This window comes from Caulobacter sp. UNC279MFTsu5.1 (assembly GCF_900114015.1).
Lineage (GTDB): Bacteria > Pseudomonadota > Alphaproteobacteria > Caulobacterales > Caulobacteraceae > Caulobacter.
This window is the reverse complement of record NZ_FORN01000024.1, coordinates 13,992-32,066: the sequence shown is the minus strand read 5'-3', so window position 1 is coordinate 32,066 and position 18,075 is coordinate 13,992. Positions and strand designations below refer to the sequence as shown.

Annotated in this window: 16 protein-coding genes; 2 read left to right on the top strand and 14 right to left on the bottom strand. The window is 67.7% G+C overall.

What is annotated here, in order from left to right:
- Window positions 1-76: 76 nt before the first annotated feature.
- From BM066_RS14555 to BM066_RS14535, 6 genes are all read right to left on the bottom strand, one after another.
- Window positions 77-700 (bottom strand): hypothetical protein, encoded by a 624-nt coding sequence (locus BM066_RS14555; RefSeq protein WP_018113358.1) that lies wholly within the window; start codon window positions 698-700, stop codon window positions 77-79.
- Window positions 701-890: 190 nt separating this feature from the next.
- Entirely contained in the window at window positions 891-2,258 is a 1,368-nt protein-coding gene (locus BM066_RS14550; protein ID WP_029589487.1) for a glycoside hydrolase 5 family protein, read from the bottom strand.
- A gap of 359 nt (window positions 2,259-2,617) precedes the next feature.
- Window positions 2,618-2,761, bottom strand: a complete 144-nt coding sequence (locus BM066_RS26475) for a hypothetical protein (protein WP_018113360.1) — start codon at window positions 2,759-2,761, stop codon at window positions 2,618-2,620.
- Window positions 2,762-3,049: 288 nt separating this feature from the next.
- Window positions 3,050-5,503 carry a GH12 family glycosyl hydrolase domain-containing protein gene (locus BM066_RS14545; protein WP_018113361.1) on the bottom strand — a complete coding sequence of 818 codons (2,454 nt, stop codon included), beginning with the start codon at window positions 5,501-5,503 and terminating at the stop codon, window positions 3,050-3,052.
- A 725-nt stretch (window positions 5,504-6,228) separates the two neighbouring features.
- Window positions 6,229-8,415: a 3-hydroxyacyl-CoA dehydrogenase NAD-binding domain-containing protein gene (locus BM066_RS14540; protein ID WP_018113355.1), complete on the bottom strand. Its 2,187-nt coding sequence runs from the start codon at window positions 8,413-8,415 to the stop codon at window positions 6,229-6,231.
- A gap of 19 nt (window positions 8,416-8,434) precedes the next feature.
- Window positions 8,435-9,640 carry an acetyl-CoA C-acetyltransferase gene (locus BM066_RS14535; protein WP_018061284.1) on the bottom strand — a complete coding sequence of 402 codons (1,206 nt, stop codon included), beginning with the start codon at window positions 9,638-9,640 and terminating at the stop codon, window positions 8,435-8,437.
- An 81-nt stretch (window positions 9,641-9,721) separates the two neighbouring features.
- On the opposite strand from BM066_RS14535, the gene BM066_RS14530 reads away from it, so the two are divergent.
- Window positions 9,722-10,654 (top strand): phytanoyl-CoA dioxygenase family protein, encoded by a 933-nt coding sequence (locus tag BM066_RS14530; RefSeq protein ID WP_018061283.1) that lies wholly within the window; start codon window positions 9,722-9,724, stop codon window positions 10,652-10,654.
- An 8-nt stretch (window positions 10,655-10,662) separates the two neighbouring features.
- Here the strand turns inward: BM066_RS14530 and BM066_RS14525 are convergent, their stop codons facing one another.
- From BM066_RS14525 to BM066_RS14505, 5 genes are all read right to left on the bottom strand, one after another.
- On the bottom strand, window positions 10,663-11,046 hold the full coding sequence (locus BM066_RS14525; RefSeq protein WP_018061282.1) for a hypothetical protein: 384 nt from the start codon (window positions 11,044-11,046) through the stop codon (window positions 10,663-10,665).
- Window positions 11,046-11,417 (bottom strand): hypothetical protein, encoded by a 372-nt coding sequence (locus BM066_RS14520; RefSeq protein WP_018113353.1) that lies wholly within the window; start codon window positions 11,415-11,417, stop codon window positions 11,046-11,048. Before BM066_RS14520 ends, BM066_RS14525 begins: the two co-directional genes overlap by 1 nt.
- Window positions 11,418-11,419: 2 nt before the next feature.
- Window positions 11,420-11,665 carry an acyl-CoA dehydrogenase family protein gene (locus tag BM066_RS14515; RefSeq protein ID WP_255367596.1) on the bottom strand — a complete coding sequence of 82 codons (246 nt, stop codon included), beginning with the start codon at window positions 11,663-11,665 and terminating at the stop codon, window positions 11,420-11,422.
- Window positions 11,666-11,700: 35 nt separating this feature from the next.
- On the bottom strand, window positions 11,701-13,491 hold the full coding sequence (locus BM066_RS14510; RefSeq protein ID WP_018061203.1) for an acyl-CoA dehydrogenase C-terminal domain-containing protein: 1,791 nt from the start codon (window positions 13,489-13,491) through the stop codon (window positions 11,701-11,703).
- Window positions 13,492-13,608: 117 nt separating this feature from the next.
- Window positions 13,609-14,088, bottom strand: coding sequence for a MerR family transcriptional regulator (locus BM066_RS14505; protein WP_049801027.1), 480 nt, complete (start codon window positions 14,086-14,088; stop codon window positions 13,609-13,611).
- A gap of 188 nt (window positions 14,089-14,276) precedes the next feature.
- Here BM066_RS14505 and BM066_RS14500 point away from each other — a divergent pair, with 188 nt between their 5' ends.
- Window positions 14,277-14,912: a S24 family peptidase gene (locus tag BM066_RS14500; protein WP_018113352.1), complete on the top strand. Its 636-nt coding sequence runs from the start codon at window positions 14,277-14,279 to the stop codon at window positions 14,910-14,912.
- A gap of 11 nt (window positions 14,913-14,923) precedes the next feature.
- Here BM066_RS14500 and BM066_RS14495 read toward each other — a convergent pair whose 3' ends face one another.
- The 3 genes from BM066_RS14495 to galE form a co-directional block, all read right to left on the bottom strand.
- Window positions 14,924-15,085 (bottom strand): hypothetical protein, encoded by a 162-nt coding sequence (locus tag BM066_RS14495; protein WP_255367593.1) that lies wholly within the window; start codon window positions 15,083-15,085, stop codon window positions 14,924-14,926.
- Window positions 15,086-15,245: 160 nt separating this feature from the next.
- Entirely contained in the window at window positions 15,246-16,883 is a 1,638-nt protein-coding gene (gene pgm, locus BM066_RS14490) for a phosphoglucomutase (alpha-D-glucose-1,6-bisphosphate-dependent) (protein ID WP_018061338.1), read from the bottom strand.
- A 139-nt stretch (window positions 16,884-17,022) separates the two neighbouring features.
- On the bottom strand, window positions 17,023-18,012 hold the full coding sequence (gene galE, locus BM066_RS14485) for a UDP-glucose 4-epimerase GalE (RefSeq protein WP_018061339.1): 990 nt from the start codon (window positions 18,010-18,012) through the stop codon (window positions 17,023-17,025).
- Window positions 18,013-18,075: the final 63 nt, after the last annotated feature.

The window sequence follows — 18,075 nt, the reverse complement described above, 5'->3', positions numbered from 1 at the left end:
ATCGAGAAGCGAAGTCAACCACCGGTCAGCGCCTTCCTTCGATCCGCGTTTCGACGCCGTCTCCAGGGCGGACGGATCAATCCCAGCCCTTGATCTTCTTCTTCCGGCCCAGGGCGAACAGGCCGGGATAGGGGCCCTTGCCGGCGCGGTAGAGGCACCAGTCGTCGTCCTTCTTGCAGTCGCCGTCGAAGGCCGCCTTCTTGTCGGGGTCGATCGCCGCGTACAGCGCCGGGCCGTTCTTGTGCTTGGCCCCCAGGGCCTCGGCGCAGGCGTCGCGCTCGGCCTTGGTCAGCTTGACGATGTCGGCCTCGGTGCAGGCGCTCCGGCGCGCGGCCTGGCGCAAGGCCTCGCCGCCGCCGGTCAGGGTTCCCCGGGCCGTGAAGCCGGGCGGGGCGACGATGGTCCCGGGAGCCGCGGGCAGCGGCGAGGGCGCGACCGGCGACACGGGCGGCGGCGGGGCCGGGCGCGGCGTCGGGAGATGGAGGGGCGCGGACTGGGCGCGCGATGCGGCGGGCCGTTCGGCCGGACGCGGCCGGGCGGGCGCCAAGAGCTGGACCACCACGCTGCGCGGCTCGACCAGCACCGGCGGCGCGGGAACGGCCTTGAGCAGCACCCAGCCCAGCAGGCCATGGAAGGCCAGCGAGGCGGCGCCGATCGCCAGCCGGCGTCGCCGTCGGCGAGACGGCCTTGTCGCGGGCATGGCGGTCTCCCTGGCGTCCCTCGGGGCGGTCCCGGGCGACGCGGTCGATCCGGCCGGGCCGGCGGCGGGGTGCGTCAAGGGCGGGCTCGATCTCACCCGATCAAGCTCTAGCGGCGGGGTGCGGCGGGACCATGGCCGCGAGACGTCGGACTTGAAACGAATGCGGCCGATAACGGTCGCTGTCGACGGGTCAGACGAAGGCGAACACCGGGGAGTCCGTGACCGGATACTGCGGAGACGGAGGCGGGGCGGCCTCGCCGGTGACCGCGCGCACCGCCTTGAAACCCGTCAGATCGACAAAGGCCTGCCGGCCGTCGAGGCACCAGAACGCGCGACCGCGCCGGCCGTCGGCGGAGACGAATTCGGCGCTGCGCAGGTCGTCCTCGGACCAAAGCGCCGAGATCTGGCCGCCGCCCAGCAGTCCGGTCAGATAGGTCAGGGCCCGGCCGGCCGGCAAGACCCTGGCCTTGTTGGAGAAATCGATCAGCCGAAGGGCCGAGAACGGCTTGTCGACCGCGTAGAAGTACTGGCGCGTCAGGCCGGAGGCGAACGACACCAGGTAGGCGCGCGCGATATACGAGGCCGCCTGGTCCTGCGACATGACCGCGCCCGCGGCGGCGACCTTGGCGCCGGTCGCGGCGTCGGCGAAGCCGCCCGCCTGAGGCGCGTTCCTGATCCCGCCCCATCCGAACTCGGTGGACCATAGGGGCAGGTTGAAGCCCGCGTCGTCGGCGACGCCGCGAAGGGTCTCGGCCAGCAGGCCGATCTGCTCGGGCTGACGGGGCATGACGTAGGTGTGAGCCGACACGACGTCGATCGCTCCGGCCCCGCCGATCGCCTTCAGGGCGCGCAGATAGCGGCGCAGATAGTCGCCGCGATCGCCGAAGGACTGCGGCGCGGCGCCGACCATGACGATGCCGGGCCGGACGGCGCGCGCCGCGCGCGCCTGGGCCACGCTGATCTGCGCCAGCTGTTCGACCGTGCCGTTGTAGAATTGGCCGCGCTTGTCGGGTTCGTTCCAGTGCTCCAGGCCGGTGATCCGGGGATATCGCCGCAGCAGCGCGGTGACGAAGTCGGCCGCGTCCTGGCTGTTGTTCGGCGCGTTGGGATTCCACGAGTCGTTCTCGCCGCGCCGTGGCGCCGACGCCCAGTCCGGAGCCTGGCCCAGGCAGAAGAGGATGTCGTCGAAGCCCTTGCTCCAGACGGCCATCTCGGCGTCGAGCCGCGACCAGTCGTAGTCGCCCTTGCCGCGCCCCTCGATGCGCCGCCAGGTTGCTCCCGTGTCCCAGACGCGCACCGACCGGCAGCCGAACGTGGTGAGCGGGGTGTTCCTGGACGCGCCAGCCCCCTGGTCCCAACCGGCGACCCCCACCAGATGCAGGCCGAACGCCTCGCGCGAAACGGGTTGCGTCGGCTGCCCCATCCGCGGCTGCAGCACCTTGCCCGCCACGGGCGGGCTGAGGTTGGCCAGCAGGCCGCCGCTGGCCGCCGCGGCCCCTTGCAGCACCCAGCGGCGCGACGGCCTGGGGCGCGACGGGTTGTCGTTGAGCGCAGACATGGTTTCCACCGCTCCTGTTCCGGGCCGTGATCGTATATCTCACGATCGCGGCCGGTTTTTGCTCAGAACGCCTCGCCGCGCCAGAGCGCGCGCGGCGGTTCAGCGCCCTCGAGCGGTCGGGGCGCGCATTGTGCAGGCAGTGGGCAGGGCTGGCGCGGCGGCGATCAGCCGGCCTTGGGCCTATGTCGCGAAGTCCGATCTTCGCGATGGACGGCGACTTCGCCCGGCGCCGTGGGGCGGGGGCCGCCGAGGGCGCGCATCGGCCGGCCGTTGGGCCAGAAGGCCGAAGGTCGGTTAGCGCCGGATTGCGAGTTTCTGGAGCGCTGATTCGAACGGGCGGCGAAGGTTCGCGGCCGTGCTCAGCCGAGCAGGCGGACGACCGCGACGATGCCGACCCACGTGGCGACGTTCAGCGCCAGGAAGCCGATCCGGATCCAGTTCACCCGGACTTCCGGCGGCGGCGACATCGCGACCAAGTCACGACCCGAGGTGATCGTCGTCATGTTCGTTATCCGTAATGCGGTCTGGTCCGAGGTCGACCAGTGTTCATGGCTCCTTATGAGGTATCGAGATTAACGGCTGCCATAGATGTAGGGTTTAAACTACATTAATCATGCTTGCGGCATTGCCTCCGGAGGACATGTTTTGTCTTCGGAATCCAGGCCTTGAAAGTAACCTTAAGGTAAATCGGATCGCGCCTCTGAGGCGAATGGCCTCTTCATAAACGAATGGACCGCCGGGCTCTGCGCCCGGCGGTCCATGGAGTCTGCCTTGAGCAACCGCGCGGGCGGTTACAGGATGAAGTCGTTGCTGGTCAGCGAACTGACCGAGAGCTGGATGGAGAAGTCGGTGAGGCCGTCGCCGTTGATGTCGGCCTGGACCACGACGCCGCCCGTGACCACGCCGTAGCGGAGCTCGCCGGCGACATGGTGGAAGGCCTCCTGGCCGATGAAGGCGAAAGGATCGTCCACCCCGCCGACAACCGCATCGATGGCGGACAGGTCCATCCGATCGCCCTGGCTCGTCGAGAAGTCGGTGATCCGGTCGGCGTCGCCGGGGTTATAGGGGCCGAAGACGAACAGATCGGCGCCGGCTCCGCCGGCCAGGATGTCGGACCCCGCGCCGCCGGCCAACTTGTCGGCGAAGGCGGTTCCGACGAGGGTGTTGGCGAACTCCGAGCCGGTCGCCACGACGGCGCCGGTCGCGCCCGTGGCGTCGAGATTCTCGAAGCCCGAGACATAGGCCGAACCGCTGACGACCTGGTTTGTCGTGAAGGTGCTAAGATCGACCGTGGCGCCGACCTTGACGATCAGCGTGTCGCGTCCCGAGCCGCCGTCGATGACGGAGTCGGCGGCGTCGTAGACGACCTTGTCGTCGCCGGCCCCGGCGTGAATCGTGTCCACGCCCGCCCCGCCGTCGAGGATGTCGTTGCCGTTCCCGCCGTCGAGGGTGTCGTTGCCCGAACGACCGCGCAACGTATCGGCGCCGTCGCCGCCCGACAGGGTGTCGGCATAGACGCCGCCCGTCAGGATGTTGTCGTCGGCCGCGCCGGTGAGCGCGACCGCGCCGGTCGAAGCCGAGGCGTCCACGTCCTCGAACCCTGTGACGACCGCGCCGCCGACCATCTGGTCGGCCGTGGCGGATAGATCGACCGTGGCGGCGACGTTCAGCACCAGCGTGTCGTGGCCGTCGCCGCCCTGGACGGTCGACGCCGTCCCGTCATAGACGACGCTGTCGTCGCCCGAGGTGTCGGGCTGTTGCGCGGGGGGCTGTGGGGCCGGCTCGGTTGCGGGGTGCGAGATGGTGGTCGTGACGTCGGACCCCTCCACATGCATGGTGGTCAAGGTTCCGTCGGCCGCCCGGGTCTGGACGTTCAGGTCGAGATTGTTGATGGTCAGCGAGCCGGCTCCGGACACCACCTCCGATCCCAGTTCCACCGAGGCGACGTAGTCGTTCGAGGAGACGAGGTTGAGGCCCTTGAGCGCGGTCAGGATATTGGCGATGTCGAGCTGCCCCTTCGGCATGTCCTGGTCGAGGACGACGGCCGTGTAGGTCCAGTCGCCGGTGGTCGAGGCGTAGATCTTGCCGGTGACCGAACCGTTGGAATAGGTCCCGACCTGCTGGCCGAAGGCGTCGAAGTCGCCCTTGTGCACCCAGACCATCACTTCGGTGGTGACGGTGTCGGCGCCGCCGTTGGGCGTGTCCGTCAGCCAGATGTCGAACGCGACGTTGAAGCCGCCGGTGTTGCCCTTGTAGCTGACGTCGTAGTCGGCCGTCAGCGCGGTCAGGCCGCTGACCTGGGCGGGCAGGACGGTGGTGATGTCGCTGGCCTTGTGGCCGCCGCTCATCGGGGCCGGTCCGAAGATCACCTCGGGATAGGCGCGGATCGTGTGCGCCGAGTCGGTGGTCACCGGGAACGACCAGTTGAAGGTGGTCTTCAAGGTCATGTCGGCGGCGCTGTAGGCGCTGTCGATCGTATAGTCGGTCCCGTAGACCAGGTTGCCGGGGTTCCAGACGTTGTTGAGCACGTACCAGCCGTGCGCGGTGTAAGCCTTGCCGGGCCCGACCAGCTGGGAATAGCCGGCGGGAATGGCGGCGGGATCGGGCTTCAGGCCGAACTCGTAGGCGGTAAGGCTGGACAGCGCGGTGTCGCGGATCACCAGGCTCTCGCCATTGGAGAAGCTGAGCTTCACGTCGGCGCCGCTCTGGGTCGCCAGGGTCTGGAGCTGGGCGAAGCTGGTGACGCCGTAGCCGCTGAGCTGGATGACGTCGCTGCCGGGCTTGAAGTTCATGATGGCGTCGGAGCCGTTGCCGGCGGCGATCTTGAACAGGTCTCCCTGCGCGCCGCCGACCAGCACGTCGTCGCCGGCCAGGCCGTTGAGCGTCGCGCCGACGGTTCCCGCCACGATGATGTTGTTCAGGGCGTTGCCGGTCCCCGCGGTTGATCCCGCGGAATTGAGCAGCAGGTTCTCGACATTGGCCGACAGGGTCGCCGGACCCCAGAACCGGGCGTCGATGGTGTCGATCCCCTCGCCGGCGTTCTCGACCGCGACCGAGATCTTGTCCCACATGTAATAGGTGTCGTCGCCCGCGCCGCCGATCAGCGTATCGCCGCCGGAGCCTTGGAAGACGTCGTTGTTCGCGGTCCCTACGCGGGTTTCCTTGGCCGAGCTGTAGGCCGGCCAGCTGTTCGGCGTCGCTGACAGGAAAAGTTCGACGCCTTTGGCGGTAAAGTATCGAGTCATGTGCCTCTCCGTGAGCGGGGAGAGATCAACATTCATCGGTTAACGAGAGGTACCGTGGTGCTATTTGCCTAATGTAGACTAAAGTATAAAAACTAGGCATTTTGCCGTAACGCTGATTTATCAGCAGCAAGCGCGACAAATTGCCCCACGTTACTTAGTGATACAATCAACAGTTGCCGCGTTGGCTAGCAAGTATTGTTCCGGTGATACTCTCTTCTTGTCACCGCCTGTGGCTTCTCGAGAGCCGCCAACGAAAAGCAACTCAGTCAAAACGCGGTCGGCCGATACATGCCAAGGGTTCGTGACAGACTAAAACAATCATTTTTCGCAGTGCAGCAAATCCGGATGCGCTGGCCGCGACTGCCGATGACTACGAGCCCTTCCGGCGGCATCGAGCGATCCGCGGCGGCGTCTGTCTTCGAGGGCTGGTTGAACCTTGTCGTGAAGGGGATGGGGCCCCGTCGAAGGATTTCCTGGGCGGTGAACTAATGCAAGAGCGCCAAGTAGAATAAAACGACTACGTCGCAGACTTGTGAACTCTTAATTGTTATAGAATTTTATAAATCCAATATATGCCACACCTGTTGTTGATCATAATCCGAGACATTAGTATATATCAAATTGAAATTCGTAAAACGTCGTTACAAGTTATGATGTATATCTAAATGAAAAGGGCTCGCCCTTTCTGGGCGAGCCCTCCTCGAAGTATAGGGTGGACGGGCAGGCTAGGCGGCGGCCTGTTCCTTGACCCCAAATCGGCTATAGAAAGTCTCGCCCTTGGCGGCCATGTCGCGCAGCAATTGTGGCGGCGAGAAACGCGCCCCATACTTCTGCGCCAAAGTGTCGCAGGCCTCGACGAATTTGGTCGCACCCACGCCGTCGATCAGGCTGACCGGGCCGCCGGTCCAGGGCGCGAAGCCCCAGCCCAGGATGGCGCCGACGTCGGCCTCGCGCGGGTCGGTGATCACGCCTTCCTCGAAACAGCGGGCGGCTTCCACGGCCTGGCGATAGAGCAGCCGGGTGCGGATCTCCTCGATGCCGGTCTTGTCGACCTCGGCGATCCTGACCGGCGCCAGGTCGGACAGGCCTTTCCACAGCACCTTGGGGCCATTCTCCGGATAGTCGTAGAAGCCCTTGCCGTTCTTGCGGCCGTAGCGGCCCTCGCCCTCGACCATCTTCTCGATGATCGCGGTGAAGGGGCGCTCCTCGTACTTGTCGCCCAGGTCCTTCTTGGTCTGCTGGGCGATCTTGTAGGAGAGGTCCAGCGCGACGTCGTCGTGCATCTCCAGCGGACCGCGCGGCATGCCGGTGGCCCGGCCGACATTGTCGATGATGGCCGGGGCGTAACCGTCGGCCAGCAGCTCCATGCCTTCCTGCACGAAGGTGCCGAAGCAGCGGCTGGTGTAGAAGCCGCGGCTGTCGTTGACGACGATCGGGGTCTTCTTGATCTTCAGGACGTAGTCGATCGACTTGGCCAGGGCCTCCTGGCTGGTCTGCTCGCCCATGATGATCTCGACCAGGCCCATCTTGTCGACCGGCGAGAAGAAGTGGATGCCGATGAACGAGGCGGGGCGGACCGAGGCCTTGGCCAGGCCGGTGATCGGCAGGGTCGAGGTGTTGGAGCCGAAGATCGCGGTGTCGGCCAGCTGGGCCTCGGCCTTCCTGGTCACCTCGGCCTTGACGTCGCGGTTCTCGAACACGGCCTCGACCACCAGATCGCTGCCCTTGACCTGCGCATAGTCGGCGGTCGGGTGGATCAGGGCCAGGATGGCGTCGCCCTTCTCCTGGGTCAGCTTGCCGCGCGAGACGGCCTTCTTGACCAGGCCCTCGGCGTAGCCCTTGCCCTTGTCGGCGGCTTCCTGGGTCTGGTCGATCAACACGGTCTCGATGCCGGCCATGGCTTGGACATAGGCGATGCCCGCGCCCATCATGCCGGCGCCCAGCACGGCCACCTTCTTGACGTCGTAGTGCGGCACGCCGGCCGGACGGCCCGAGCCCTTGCCCAGTTCCTGCAAGGACAGGAACAGGGTGCGGATCATGCCCTTGGCCTGCGGCGACATCAGGGTCTTGAGGAAGTAGCGGGTCTCGATGCGGATGGCCGCGTCGAACGGAACCTGCAGGCCCTCATAGACCGCCTTCATGATGTTCAGCTGGGCGGGGTAGTTGCCGTAGGTCTGCTTGCGCAGCATGGCGTTGCCCATGATGAACACCTGGCTGCCGCTGGCCGTGTAGGGGCCGCCGCCAGGGATCTTGAAGTCCTTCTTGTCCCAGGGCGCGACCGGGTCGCCCTTGGTCTTGACCCAGGTCTTGGCCGCCTCGACCTCCTGGCCGGCGGGGACCACCTCGTGCACGACTTTGAAGCCCAGGGCCTCGGCCGGCTTCATCGACTTGCCTTCCAGCAGGAAGGGCGCGGCGGCCATCACGCCCATCAGGCGGGTCAGGCGCTGGGTGCCGCCGCCGCCGGGCAGCAGCCCGACCTTGGCTTCCGGCAGGGCCAGCTGGATCTTCGGATTGTCGGCCACCACGCGGTAGTGGCAGGCCAGGGTCATTTCCAGGCCCCCGCCCATGGCCAGGCCGTTGATCGCGGCGGCGACCGGCTTGCCGCCGGTCTCCAGGGCCCGGAAGGCCTTGTTCAGGGCGAAGCCGGCGTCGAAGGTCGCCTTCAGGTCGCCGCCTCCGACGCCGCCCTCGGCGTCGCCCAGTTCGCCCAGGTCGGCGCCGGCGCAGAAGCCGGTGGTCTTGCCCGAGGTGATCACCGCGCCCTTGATGGCGGCGTCGGACTTGATGGTCTCGACCACCTCGCCGATCTCGCGGATCACCGAGGCGGTCAGGGTGTTCATCGTGCGGCCGGGCACGTCGAAGGTGACCAGGGCGATGCCGTCGCCGTCGACCTCGATCTTGAAGTTTTCCATTGTCGTTGGTCCTTGGATCTTAGACGCGTTCGATGACGGTGGCGGTGCCCATGCCGGCGCCGACGCACAGGGTGATCAGGGCGGTTTCCTTGTCCGAGCGCTCCAGCTCGTCGACCATGGCGCCCAGGATCATCGCGCCGGTGGCGCCCAGCGGGTGGCCCATGGCGATGGCGCCGCCGTTGACGTTCATCTTGTCGTGCGGGATGTCCAGCGCCTGCATCATCCGCAGGACGACGGCGGCGAAGGCCTCGTTCAGCTCGTAGAGGTCGATGTCCTTGACCTCCATCTTCAGCTTCTTGAGCAGCTTCTCGGTGACCAGCGACGGGCCGGTCAGCATGATCGAGGGCTCGCTGCCGATCGAGGCCGCGCCCTTGATACGGGCGCGGGCCTTCAGGCCCAGGGCCTCGCCCATTTCCTTGGTGCCGATCAGCACCCCGGCGGCGCCGTCGACGATGCCCGAGCTGTTGCCGGCGTGGTGGACGTGGTTGACCTTCTCCACCTGCGGATAGCGCTGGGTGACCACGGCGTCGAAGGCCATGTCGCCCATGCCCTGGAACGACGGGTTCAGCGAGGCCAGGGTCTGCATGGTGGTGTTTCCGCGCACGGTCTCGTCGTGGTCCAGGATCGTCAGGCCCAGCTGGTCCTTCACGGCGATCACCGACTTCTTGAAGCGGCCGTCGGCCCACGAGGCGGCGGCGCGCTTCTGGCTCTCGACCGCGTAGGCGTCGACGTCGTCGCGCGAGAAGCCGTACAGGGTGGCGATCAGGTCGGCCGACACGCCCTGCGGGGCGAAATAGGTCTTGAAGGCCGAGGAGGGGTCGGTGGGCCAGGCGCCGCCGTCGCTGCCCATGGGCACGCGGCTCATGCTTTCGACGCCGCCGCCGATGGCCAGCTGGGCCTCGCCGGACGCGACCTTGGCCGCGGCCATGTTCACCGCTTCCAGGCCCGAGGCGCAGAAGCGGTTGATCTGCACGCCGGCCACGCTCTCGGCGTAGTCGGCGGTCAGCACGGCGGTGCGGGCGATGTCGCTGCCCTGCTCGCCGACCGGGGCGACGCAGCCCAGGACGACGTCGTCGACGTACGCGGTGTCCAGGCCGTTGCGGTCGCGCAGGCTTTCCAGGACCTGGGTGGCCAGGGACAGGGCGGTGATCTCGTGCAGAGACCCGTCCTTCTTGCCCTTGCCGCGCGGCGTGCGCACGGCGTCGAAGATGTAAGCGTCGGCCATTGTATGGCTCCTTCCTGCGTAGGCTTGGATGGTTCGTTAACCAAAGAGGCGTCTGATTTCGCGGGTTTGGAGATCAGGACGATGACGGCAGCCGAGCACTCGACGGACGTGGCCCACCCGGTGGTGGGCGACTTCATCGCGCGCGGCTATCACGTGTTCGGCGGCGGGGTGGATCCGGCGGCGGCGAGCGCCCTGCTGGCCAAGATCCGGGCGCTTCGGACGTTCGATGCGGACCTGTTCCTGTCGGAAGCCGAGTTCGACGCCGACCCGCAATATATCGGGGTGAACCCCGCGCCCGGCCGCAACCTGCTGGAGCGGTTCGAGGACGACCTGGCCTTCGTCGAGAAGGACCCGGCGATCGTCGAAGCCCTGAACGCCCTGCTGGGCGAGGGCTACGAGATCCTGCTCAAGAAGCTGATCTGCGGCGTGCCGGCCAGCGTCGTGCCCGACTGGCTCAAGGCCCGCATCGCCGGCAACCCGGTCAACAACCTGGGCGCCTATGTGAAGGCCCCGTTCCGGGACATCACCTATTTCTACGGCATCGACTTCCACCAGGACCTGATCGACTACAAGGACCGGGAAGCCGACTTCATCACCCTGTACGTCTACCTGCATGACGTGGGGACGCACGACGCCCCGCTGTTCCTGCTGGAGGACAGCCACAAGCTGGGCGGGACGCTGTTCCCGCACGACCTCACGAAGAACGAGGGCGGCTGGCTGTACCGCGACGGGCGCGGCCACGAGGTCCAGACCCGCCAGCACCTGCTGACCGGCAAGACCGGCTACGCGGCCATGTGGCACGCCTGCACCCTGCACGGCACCCAGCCCGACGCGGCCGACAACGAACGCCTCTCGCTGCGCTACCTGATCGCCCGCAAGCCCGGCGCCGCGGCGCCGGGCATGGACGCGGTCAACGCCACCCTGCTGGGGCCGCTCAGCCTGGAGGCCACGCGCAAGGACCTGGACGCGCGCGGCGCGGCCCAGATCAAGGCCAACAGCGTCAACAAGGCCTAGGGGTCGGATCACTTCCAGCTTCCGATCGGCGACTTGGCGATCGGCGCGCAGGCCAGGCCCCGGGCCGTGGCCTTGGCGCTGTAGGTCACGCGCTGGCCGAACTCCGGCGCCGGCAAATAGCAGGCCTTGAAGCCCGGGGTGGTCACCGACAGGGTCCAGTCGGCGACCTTCGAGCGCAGCAGGTTGTTGCACTGGTCGACATTGGCCTTCAGCGGCAGTTCGAAATCGCCGGGCGGCTTGGAGCCGGGCTTCTTGGGCGTCAGCTTGCCGGTGAAGAACAGCGGGCGCGGGCCGGACGCGCGCACGCAGACGACGGCCGAGCGGCTGTCGCTGGAGGGCGGGGCGGCGTGCTGGGCGGGCGGCTGGGGCGGCGGCGCGACGATCAACGGCATCAGCGGATCTCCTTGCAGGTCAGCGGGCCCAGGAAGCTCTTGCGATAGACGAAGGTCAGGCGTTCGCCGGCCTTGAGCGGCCGCGTCGGCCGGCAGACGGTGTCGCCGCGATGCTGGCCGCCGCCGACCGATCGGCCGCCGCGGATCACCAGTTGCGGCTTGGTCAGGACCAAAGCGTCGACATCGGCGCAGCCGGTCCGGCCGGCGTCCACCGCCGGGAACGGCGTCTCGGCCAGGGGTTCGCGATAGGTGAGGCTGGTTCCGTCGAGCCTGGCCGAGGTCAATTTGGAGCGGCTGTCGCGCACCGATCCGGACACGGCCATGTCGGTCGCGTTGGTCAGGCACAGGACGACGGCGGCTTCCAGCAGCATGGCTAGAGCGTCCTCGCGATCAGCAGCTTCATGATCTCGTTGGCGCCGCCGTGGATGCGCTGCACGCGGCTGTCGCGATACATGCGTGCGATCGGATATTCGTTCTTAAAGCCGTAGCCGCCGAACAGTTGCAGGCGGTGGTCGACGACGTGGTTCCTGCGCCACGTCGCCGCCACGGATTCAGGGGCGTGCTCGTCGAAGAACTTGCCGACCGCGTCCTCGAAGATCGCGGTGTCTTCTTCAGCCATGAAGGCCGGCTTTTCGACGTCGAGCACGCCCATGGTCAGAAGGCCTCCGCGGGCAGGGCCATCAGCGTCTCCGAGCCCGTCTTCAGCTTGGCCAGGTGCGCGCCCGCGTCGGGCAGGATGCGCTCGACGAAATATTTCGCCGTGGTGATCTTGGTCGTGAAGAACGGATCGGTCGAACCGGCGGCGATCTTGGCGTTGGCCGCCTTGACCATCAACGCCCACATGTAGGCCAGGCCCGTCAGGCCGAAGAGGTGCATGTAGTCGGTCGAGGCCGCGCCGGCGTTGTCGGGGTTCTGCAGACCGTTCTGCATCAGCCACATGGTGCCGTCCTGCAGCTGGGCCTTCACCCCGGCCAGGGCGTCGATGAACGGCTTCAGTTCGGGGTCGCCGTCGTTCTCGCCGATGAACTGGTCGATCTCCTGGAAGAAGGTCATCACGCCGCGGCCGCCCTTGGCCGCCAGCTTGCGGCCGACCAAGTCCAGGGCCTGGACGCCGTTGGTGCCCTCGTAGATCAGGGCGATGCGGACGTCGCGCAGGTACTGGCTGGCCGGGAAGTGCTCGGTGAAGCCGCTGCCGCCGTGCACCTGCATGGCGTCCGAGCAGATCTTGAAGCCCTTGTCGGTCAGGTAGCCTTTCAGCACCGGCGTCATCAGGCCCATATAGTCCTCGGCCTTGGCGCGCACGGCCTCGTCCGGATGGTGGTGGGCCAGGTCGCCGTGCAGGGCGGTCCAGAACAGGAAGGCGCGGCCGCCCTCGATCAGGGCCTTGCTCTCCAGCAGCATGCGGCGCACGTCCGGGTGGACGATGATGGGGTCGGCCGGGCCGTCGGAGTTCTTGGGCCCGGTCAGCGAACGGCCCTGCAGGCGGTCCTTGGCGAAGGCGACGGCGGCCTGGTAGGCGGCCTCGGCTTGGGCGATGCCCTGCAGGCCGACGCCCAGCCGGGCCTCGTTCATCATCACGAACATCAGCTTCAGGCCGCTGTTCTCCTCGCCGATCAGCCAGCCCTTGGCGTCCTCGTACTGCATCACGCAGGTGGCGTTGCCGTGGATGCCCATCTTCTCCTCGAGGCCGACGCACTTGACGCCCTCGTTGCGCTCGCCGACCGAGCCGTCGGCCTTGGGCAGGAACTTCGGCACGATGAACAGGCTGATGCCCTTCACCCCGGCCGGCGCGCCCTCGATGCGGGCCAGCACCAGGTGGACGATGTTGTCGGCCATGTCGTGCTCGCCGGCGCTGATCCAGATCTTCTGGCCGGTGATGCGATAGGTTCCGTCAGCCTGCGGAACCGCCTTGGTGCGCAGCAGGCCCAGGTCCGTGCCGCACTGCGGCTCGGTCAGGTTCATGGTGCCGGTCCATTCGCCGGACACCATCTTGGGCAGGTAGGTCTGCTTCTGTTCGTCCGTGCCGCCGGTGTGGATGGCCGAATAGGCGCCGTGGGCCAGGCCCGGATACATCGAGAACGCCATGTTGGCCGAGCTCGACATCTCGCTGAAGGCCAGGTTGACGACGTGGGGCAGGCCCTGGCCGCCGTAGGCGGGATCCGAGCCCAGACCCGGCCAGCCGCCTTCGCACAGCTGCTTGTAGGCTTCCTTGAAGCCGTCCGGCGTCTTGACCGTGAAGTCCTTGCTCCAGACGCAGCCCTGCTTGTCGCCGACGCCGTTCAGCGGGGCCAGGACCTCGCCGGTGAACTGGGCGGCGGCCTCGAGGATCTGCTCGACGGTTTCGAACGGCGCGTCGGCGAAGCCCGGCAGGTCGCCGTGCTGATCGATGTCGAGCACGTCGCGCAGGATGAAGGCGTGTTCGCGAACGGGCGGCTGGTAGGTCATGAAACGGTCCTGGTCAGTCAGATCGGGAGGTGGCAGATCGGGAGGTGGCTGAAAACAAGCGCTCCGCCCGCGCCCCGTCTTGCAGGAAGCGGCCGGAGCGGGCTGGTCGGGTCGGGCTTACTTGCCCAAGGCCGCATCTGCGTGACCATCGAGCCGGGCGCGCAACACCTGGTCGTAGTCGGCGGCGCGGGGCAGCAGGTCGGGGCGGATCTCGGCCAGGCGCTTCTCCAGGCGGGCGCAGGCTTCGCGCAGTTCGATCAGGGCGCCGTCGATGTCCTCGCGCTGCTGCTCCAGCGCGGCGGCGCGCTCGCGGAACTTCTTCAGCGACCGGGCCATCTGGGCCGCGCCGCCGTCGTTCTCGTCATAGAGGTCCAGCAGTTCGCGGATTTCCGACAACGACAGGCCTACGCGCTTGCCGCGCAGGATCAGCTGCAGGCGGACGCGATCCTTGTGGGAATAGACGCGGTTGAGGCCCTCGCGGGCCGGCGTCAGCAGGCCCTTGTCCTCATAGAAGCGCAGCGCGCGCGGCGTGGCTTTGAACTCGTTGCACAGCTGGCGGATCGTAAAGGTGCGTTCCGGGCGTCGCAGGTCGGCCAACATTCGAACCCTCCCTGGGCAGGCCCGACTTCTGCGGCCGAGCCGGTTGGTTATCGTCGATCACCATATGCGCGCGGCAATCCGTCGTCAACGTTTACGTAAACGTCAACTTGTTCGACAGCGGTTAGGTTTACTTTCCTAGGTCGGAGGCATATTTTCCGGAGTTCACGGCCAGGATGCAGCCAGCCATGTCGTCTCTGTCGCACACCGAAATCTGGACCGCGATCGACGCCCTGGCCAAGCGGTTCGACATGAGTCCGTCGGCCATGGCCAAGATGGCGGGCCTCGACCCCACCAGCTTCAACCGCTCCAAGCGCGGCGACGGCGATTCACGGCCGCGCTGGCCGTCGACCGAGAGCCTGGCCAAGGTGCTGGAGGCGACGGGGGTCGGGTTCTCCGAGTTCGCGGCCCTGACCGAGCGGTCGCCCAGGCCCAACCCGCGGGCGGCGCCGCTGATCGGCTTCGCCCAGGCGAGTGCGGAGGGCGTGTTCGACGAAACCGGCGCGCCGATCGGCGGGATCTGGGACGAGATCGATTTGCCGGGCGTGGACGCAGATGGACTCTACGCCCTGGAGATCGCCGGCGACGCCCTGGCCCCGGTCTTCCGCGACGGCGACCGCGTCCTGGTCTCGCCGTCGGTCGAGCCGCGCCGGGGCGATCGGGTGGTGGTGCGGACCACGGGCGGCGAATTGCTGATCGCGGAGCTGGCGCGGGTCACGGCCCGCAGCGTCGAGCTGGCCTCGCTGAACCGCGACGGCCGGGACCGGACGCTGGACCTGGCCGAGGTGGTGTGGATCGCCCGCATCCTGTGGGCCAGCCAGTAAAGAAGGCTAGATTAGGTGCGCGGGCAGTCGGCGTGCTTGCTTTGCAGCCAGGCGGTCAGGTCGCCTTCCCAGGGGGCGTCGCACGAGATGTCGACACGGTAGGACGCCCAGTTGTCGTTGTGGGCGGCCTCGACATGCGCGGCGGGGAACTGAGTGGCCAGTTCGCCGAGCAACGAATCGAATTCCGAGCGGCGCGAAGGGCGGAGGGTGAAGCAAGCCATGAGACTAACCTTGGTTCTGATGAAACCAGACTAGCCTCAAAAGTGCGGACATACCCTTAACCAGCAGTTTATCTGTTGTTCATCTTCCGGGGCATGGTGTCGCAGGCGGCGGTCAGCCGGCCAGCGCGCCGGCGACCACCTTCTTGGCCTCATCCTGGACGTCCTTCAGGTGATCGGGACCGAGGAACGATTCGGCGTAGATCTTGTAGACGTCCTCGGTGCCCGAGGGGCGGGCGGCGAACCAGGCGTTCTTGGTCACCACCTTGAGGCCGCCGATCGCTTCGCCGTTGCCGGGCGCGGTGGTCAGGATCTGTTCGATCGGCTCGCCGGCCAGTTCGCCGGCCGCGACGTCGCTGGGGCTCAGGGAGGCCAGGCGCGCCTTCTCCTCGCGCGAGGCCGGGGCGTCGATGCGGGCATAGGCCGGGGCGCCGTGCTCGACGGTCAGATCGGCGTAGAGTTGGCTGGGGCTGGAGCCGGTCACGCCCTGGATTTCGGCGGCCAGCAGGCCTAGCAGCAGGCCGTCCTTGTCGGTGGTCCAGACGGTTCCGTCCTGGCGCAGGAAGGCGGCGCCGGCCGATTCCTCGCCGCCGAAGCCGACGCCGCCGTCCACCAGGCCCGGCACGAAATGCTTGAAGCCGACCGGCACCTCCAGCAGGCGGCGGCCCAGCTTGGCGACCACGCGGTCGATCATCGACGACGAGACCAGGGTCTTGCCGACCGCGACGTCGGCGCCCCAGCGCGGCCGGTGGCTGAACAGGTAGGCGATGGCCGCGGCCAGGTAGTGGTTGGGGTTCATCAGGCCGGCGTCCGGCGTGACGATCCCGTGGCGGTCGGCGTCGGCGTCGTTGCCGATCGCCACGTCGAACTTCGCGCCGCCCTGCATGGTGTGGATCAGGTTGGCCATGGCGCAGGCCGACGAGCAGTCCATGCGGATCTTGCCGTCGGCGTCGAGCGGCATGAACGCCCAGCGCGGATCGACCCGGTCGTTGACCACGGTCAGGTCCAGCCCGTGGCGGTCGGCGATCTCGCCCCAATAGGCGACGGCGGCGCCGCCCAGCGGGTCGGCCGCGATCCTGACGCCCGCGCGGCGCACGGCCTCCAGGTCCAGCACGCTGGGCAGGTCGTCGACATAGGCGGCCAGGAAGTCGTACTCGCCGGCCGCGGCCCGGGCCCGCTCGAACGGGATCCGCCGGACCTCGGTCAGGCCGTCTTTCAGCAGTTGGTTGGCCCGCGCCGCGATCGGCGTGGTGGCGTCGGACCCGGCGGGACCGCCGGAGGGGGGATTGTACTTGAAGCCGCCGTCGCGCGGCGGGTTGTGCGACGGAGTGATCAGCACGCCGTCGGCCGATCCCGGCGCCAGGCGGTTGTGCTTGAGGATGGCGTGGGACACCGCCGGGGTCGGGGTGTAGCCGTCGCGGGAATCGACCATCACCGCGACGCCGTTGGCGACCAGGACCTCCAGGGCGGTGCGCCAGGCCGGTTCGGACAGGCCGTGGGTGTCGCGGCCCAGGAACAGCGGGCCGGTGATCCCGGCGCTCGCGCGATGCTCGGCGATGGCCTGGCTGATGGCCAGGATGTGGGCCTCGTTGAAGGCGCCGTCCAGGCTGGAGCCGCGATGGCCCGAGGTGCCGAACGTCACCCGCTGGTCGACCCGGGAGACGTCCGGGCGGATCTCGTCATAGGCCTTGAGCAGGGCGGTCAGGTCGACCAGGTCTTGGGGACGGGCCTGGCGGCCGGCGTGGCTGTGCATGTCGAAACCCTATGGCTTGCCCGGAGCGGCGACAATGTCGCCGCCTGTCGTGGGCCGGCGGAGGCGGTGTGTAGCCGCCAAATGCGTCAGTGTTGATACGGGGGACGGCGTCGAAACCAAGCTTTTGCCCTGGGAACAATCAGCGCTTGAGGTCCAGCGCGCCGTTGGCGTGCCAGGCCCAGGCGTGCTCGATGATGGCGTCCAGATCGTGGCGCGGCGTCCAGCCCAGCTGCTCGCGGGCCTTGCGGTTGTCGGCCACCAGGCTGGGAGCGTCGCCGGCCCGGCGCCCGGCCAGCTCCAGCGGGAACGGCCGGTTGGACCGCCGCTCGATGGCGCCGACCAGCTCGCGCACCGTGGTGCCCGCGCCCGTGCCCAGGTTGAAGACGGCGCTGTCCTTGCCGTCCAGCAGCCACTTCAGCGCCAGGACGTGGGCGTCGGCCAGGTCCAGCACGTGGATGTAATCGCGCACGCAGGTCCCGTCGCGGGTGTCGTAGTCGCCGCCGAACAGCATGAACTTGTCGCGTTCGCCCCGGGCGGCGGCGATGGCCAGCGGGATGGCGTGGGTCTCGGGCTCGTGCTTCTCGCCGATCCGACCCTCGGGATCGGCGCCGGCGGCGTTGAAATAGCGCAGGGCGACCGAGCGGAAGCCCTTGTGGCGGGCCAGGTCCTCAAGGATCTGCTCGACCATCAGCTTGCTGCGGCCATAGGGATTCAGCGGGGCCTGCGGGTGCTTTTCGTCCATCGGCACATAGACCGGAGCGCCATAGGTCGCGCAGGTCGAGGAGAACACCAGCTTGTCGACGCCGGCCCGGCGGGCCGCCTCGATCAGGGTCAGGGTTCCGCCGACATTGTTCTCGTAGAACGCGCCCGGATCGGCGATCGAGAACCCGACCTCGATGAAGGCGGCGAAGTGGATGACCGCCACGGGCCGGTGCCTGGCGAACACCGCGTCCAGCCGAGCGGCGTCGCGGATGTCGCCGACCTCCAGCGGACCCCACTGGACGAACGCTTCCCAGCCGTTCGACAGGTTGTCGTAGACCACGGGGGTGTATCCGGCCTCGGCCAGTCGAAGGCAGGTGTGCGCGCCGATATAGCCCGCGCCGCCCGCCACGAGGATGGTTTCGCCCAAGATGCTTGCTCCGCGTCCGTCGCCGTCTCCGGGCGATGGATTTTCAACTGCCTAGGTCAAGGT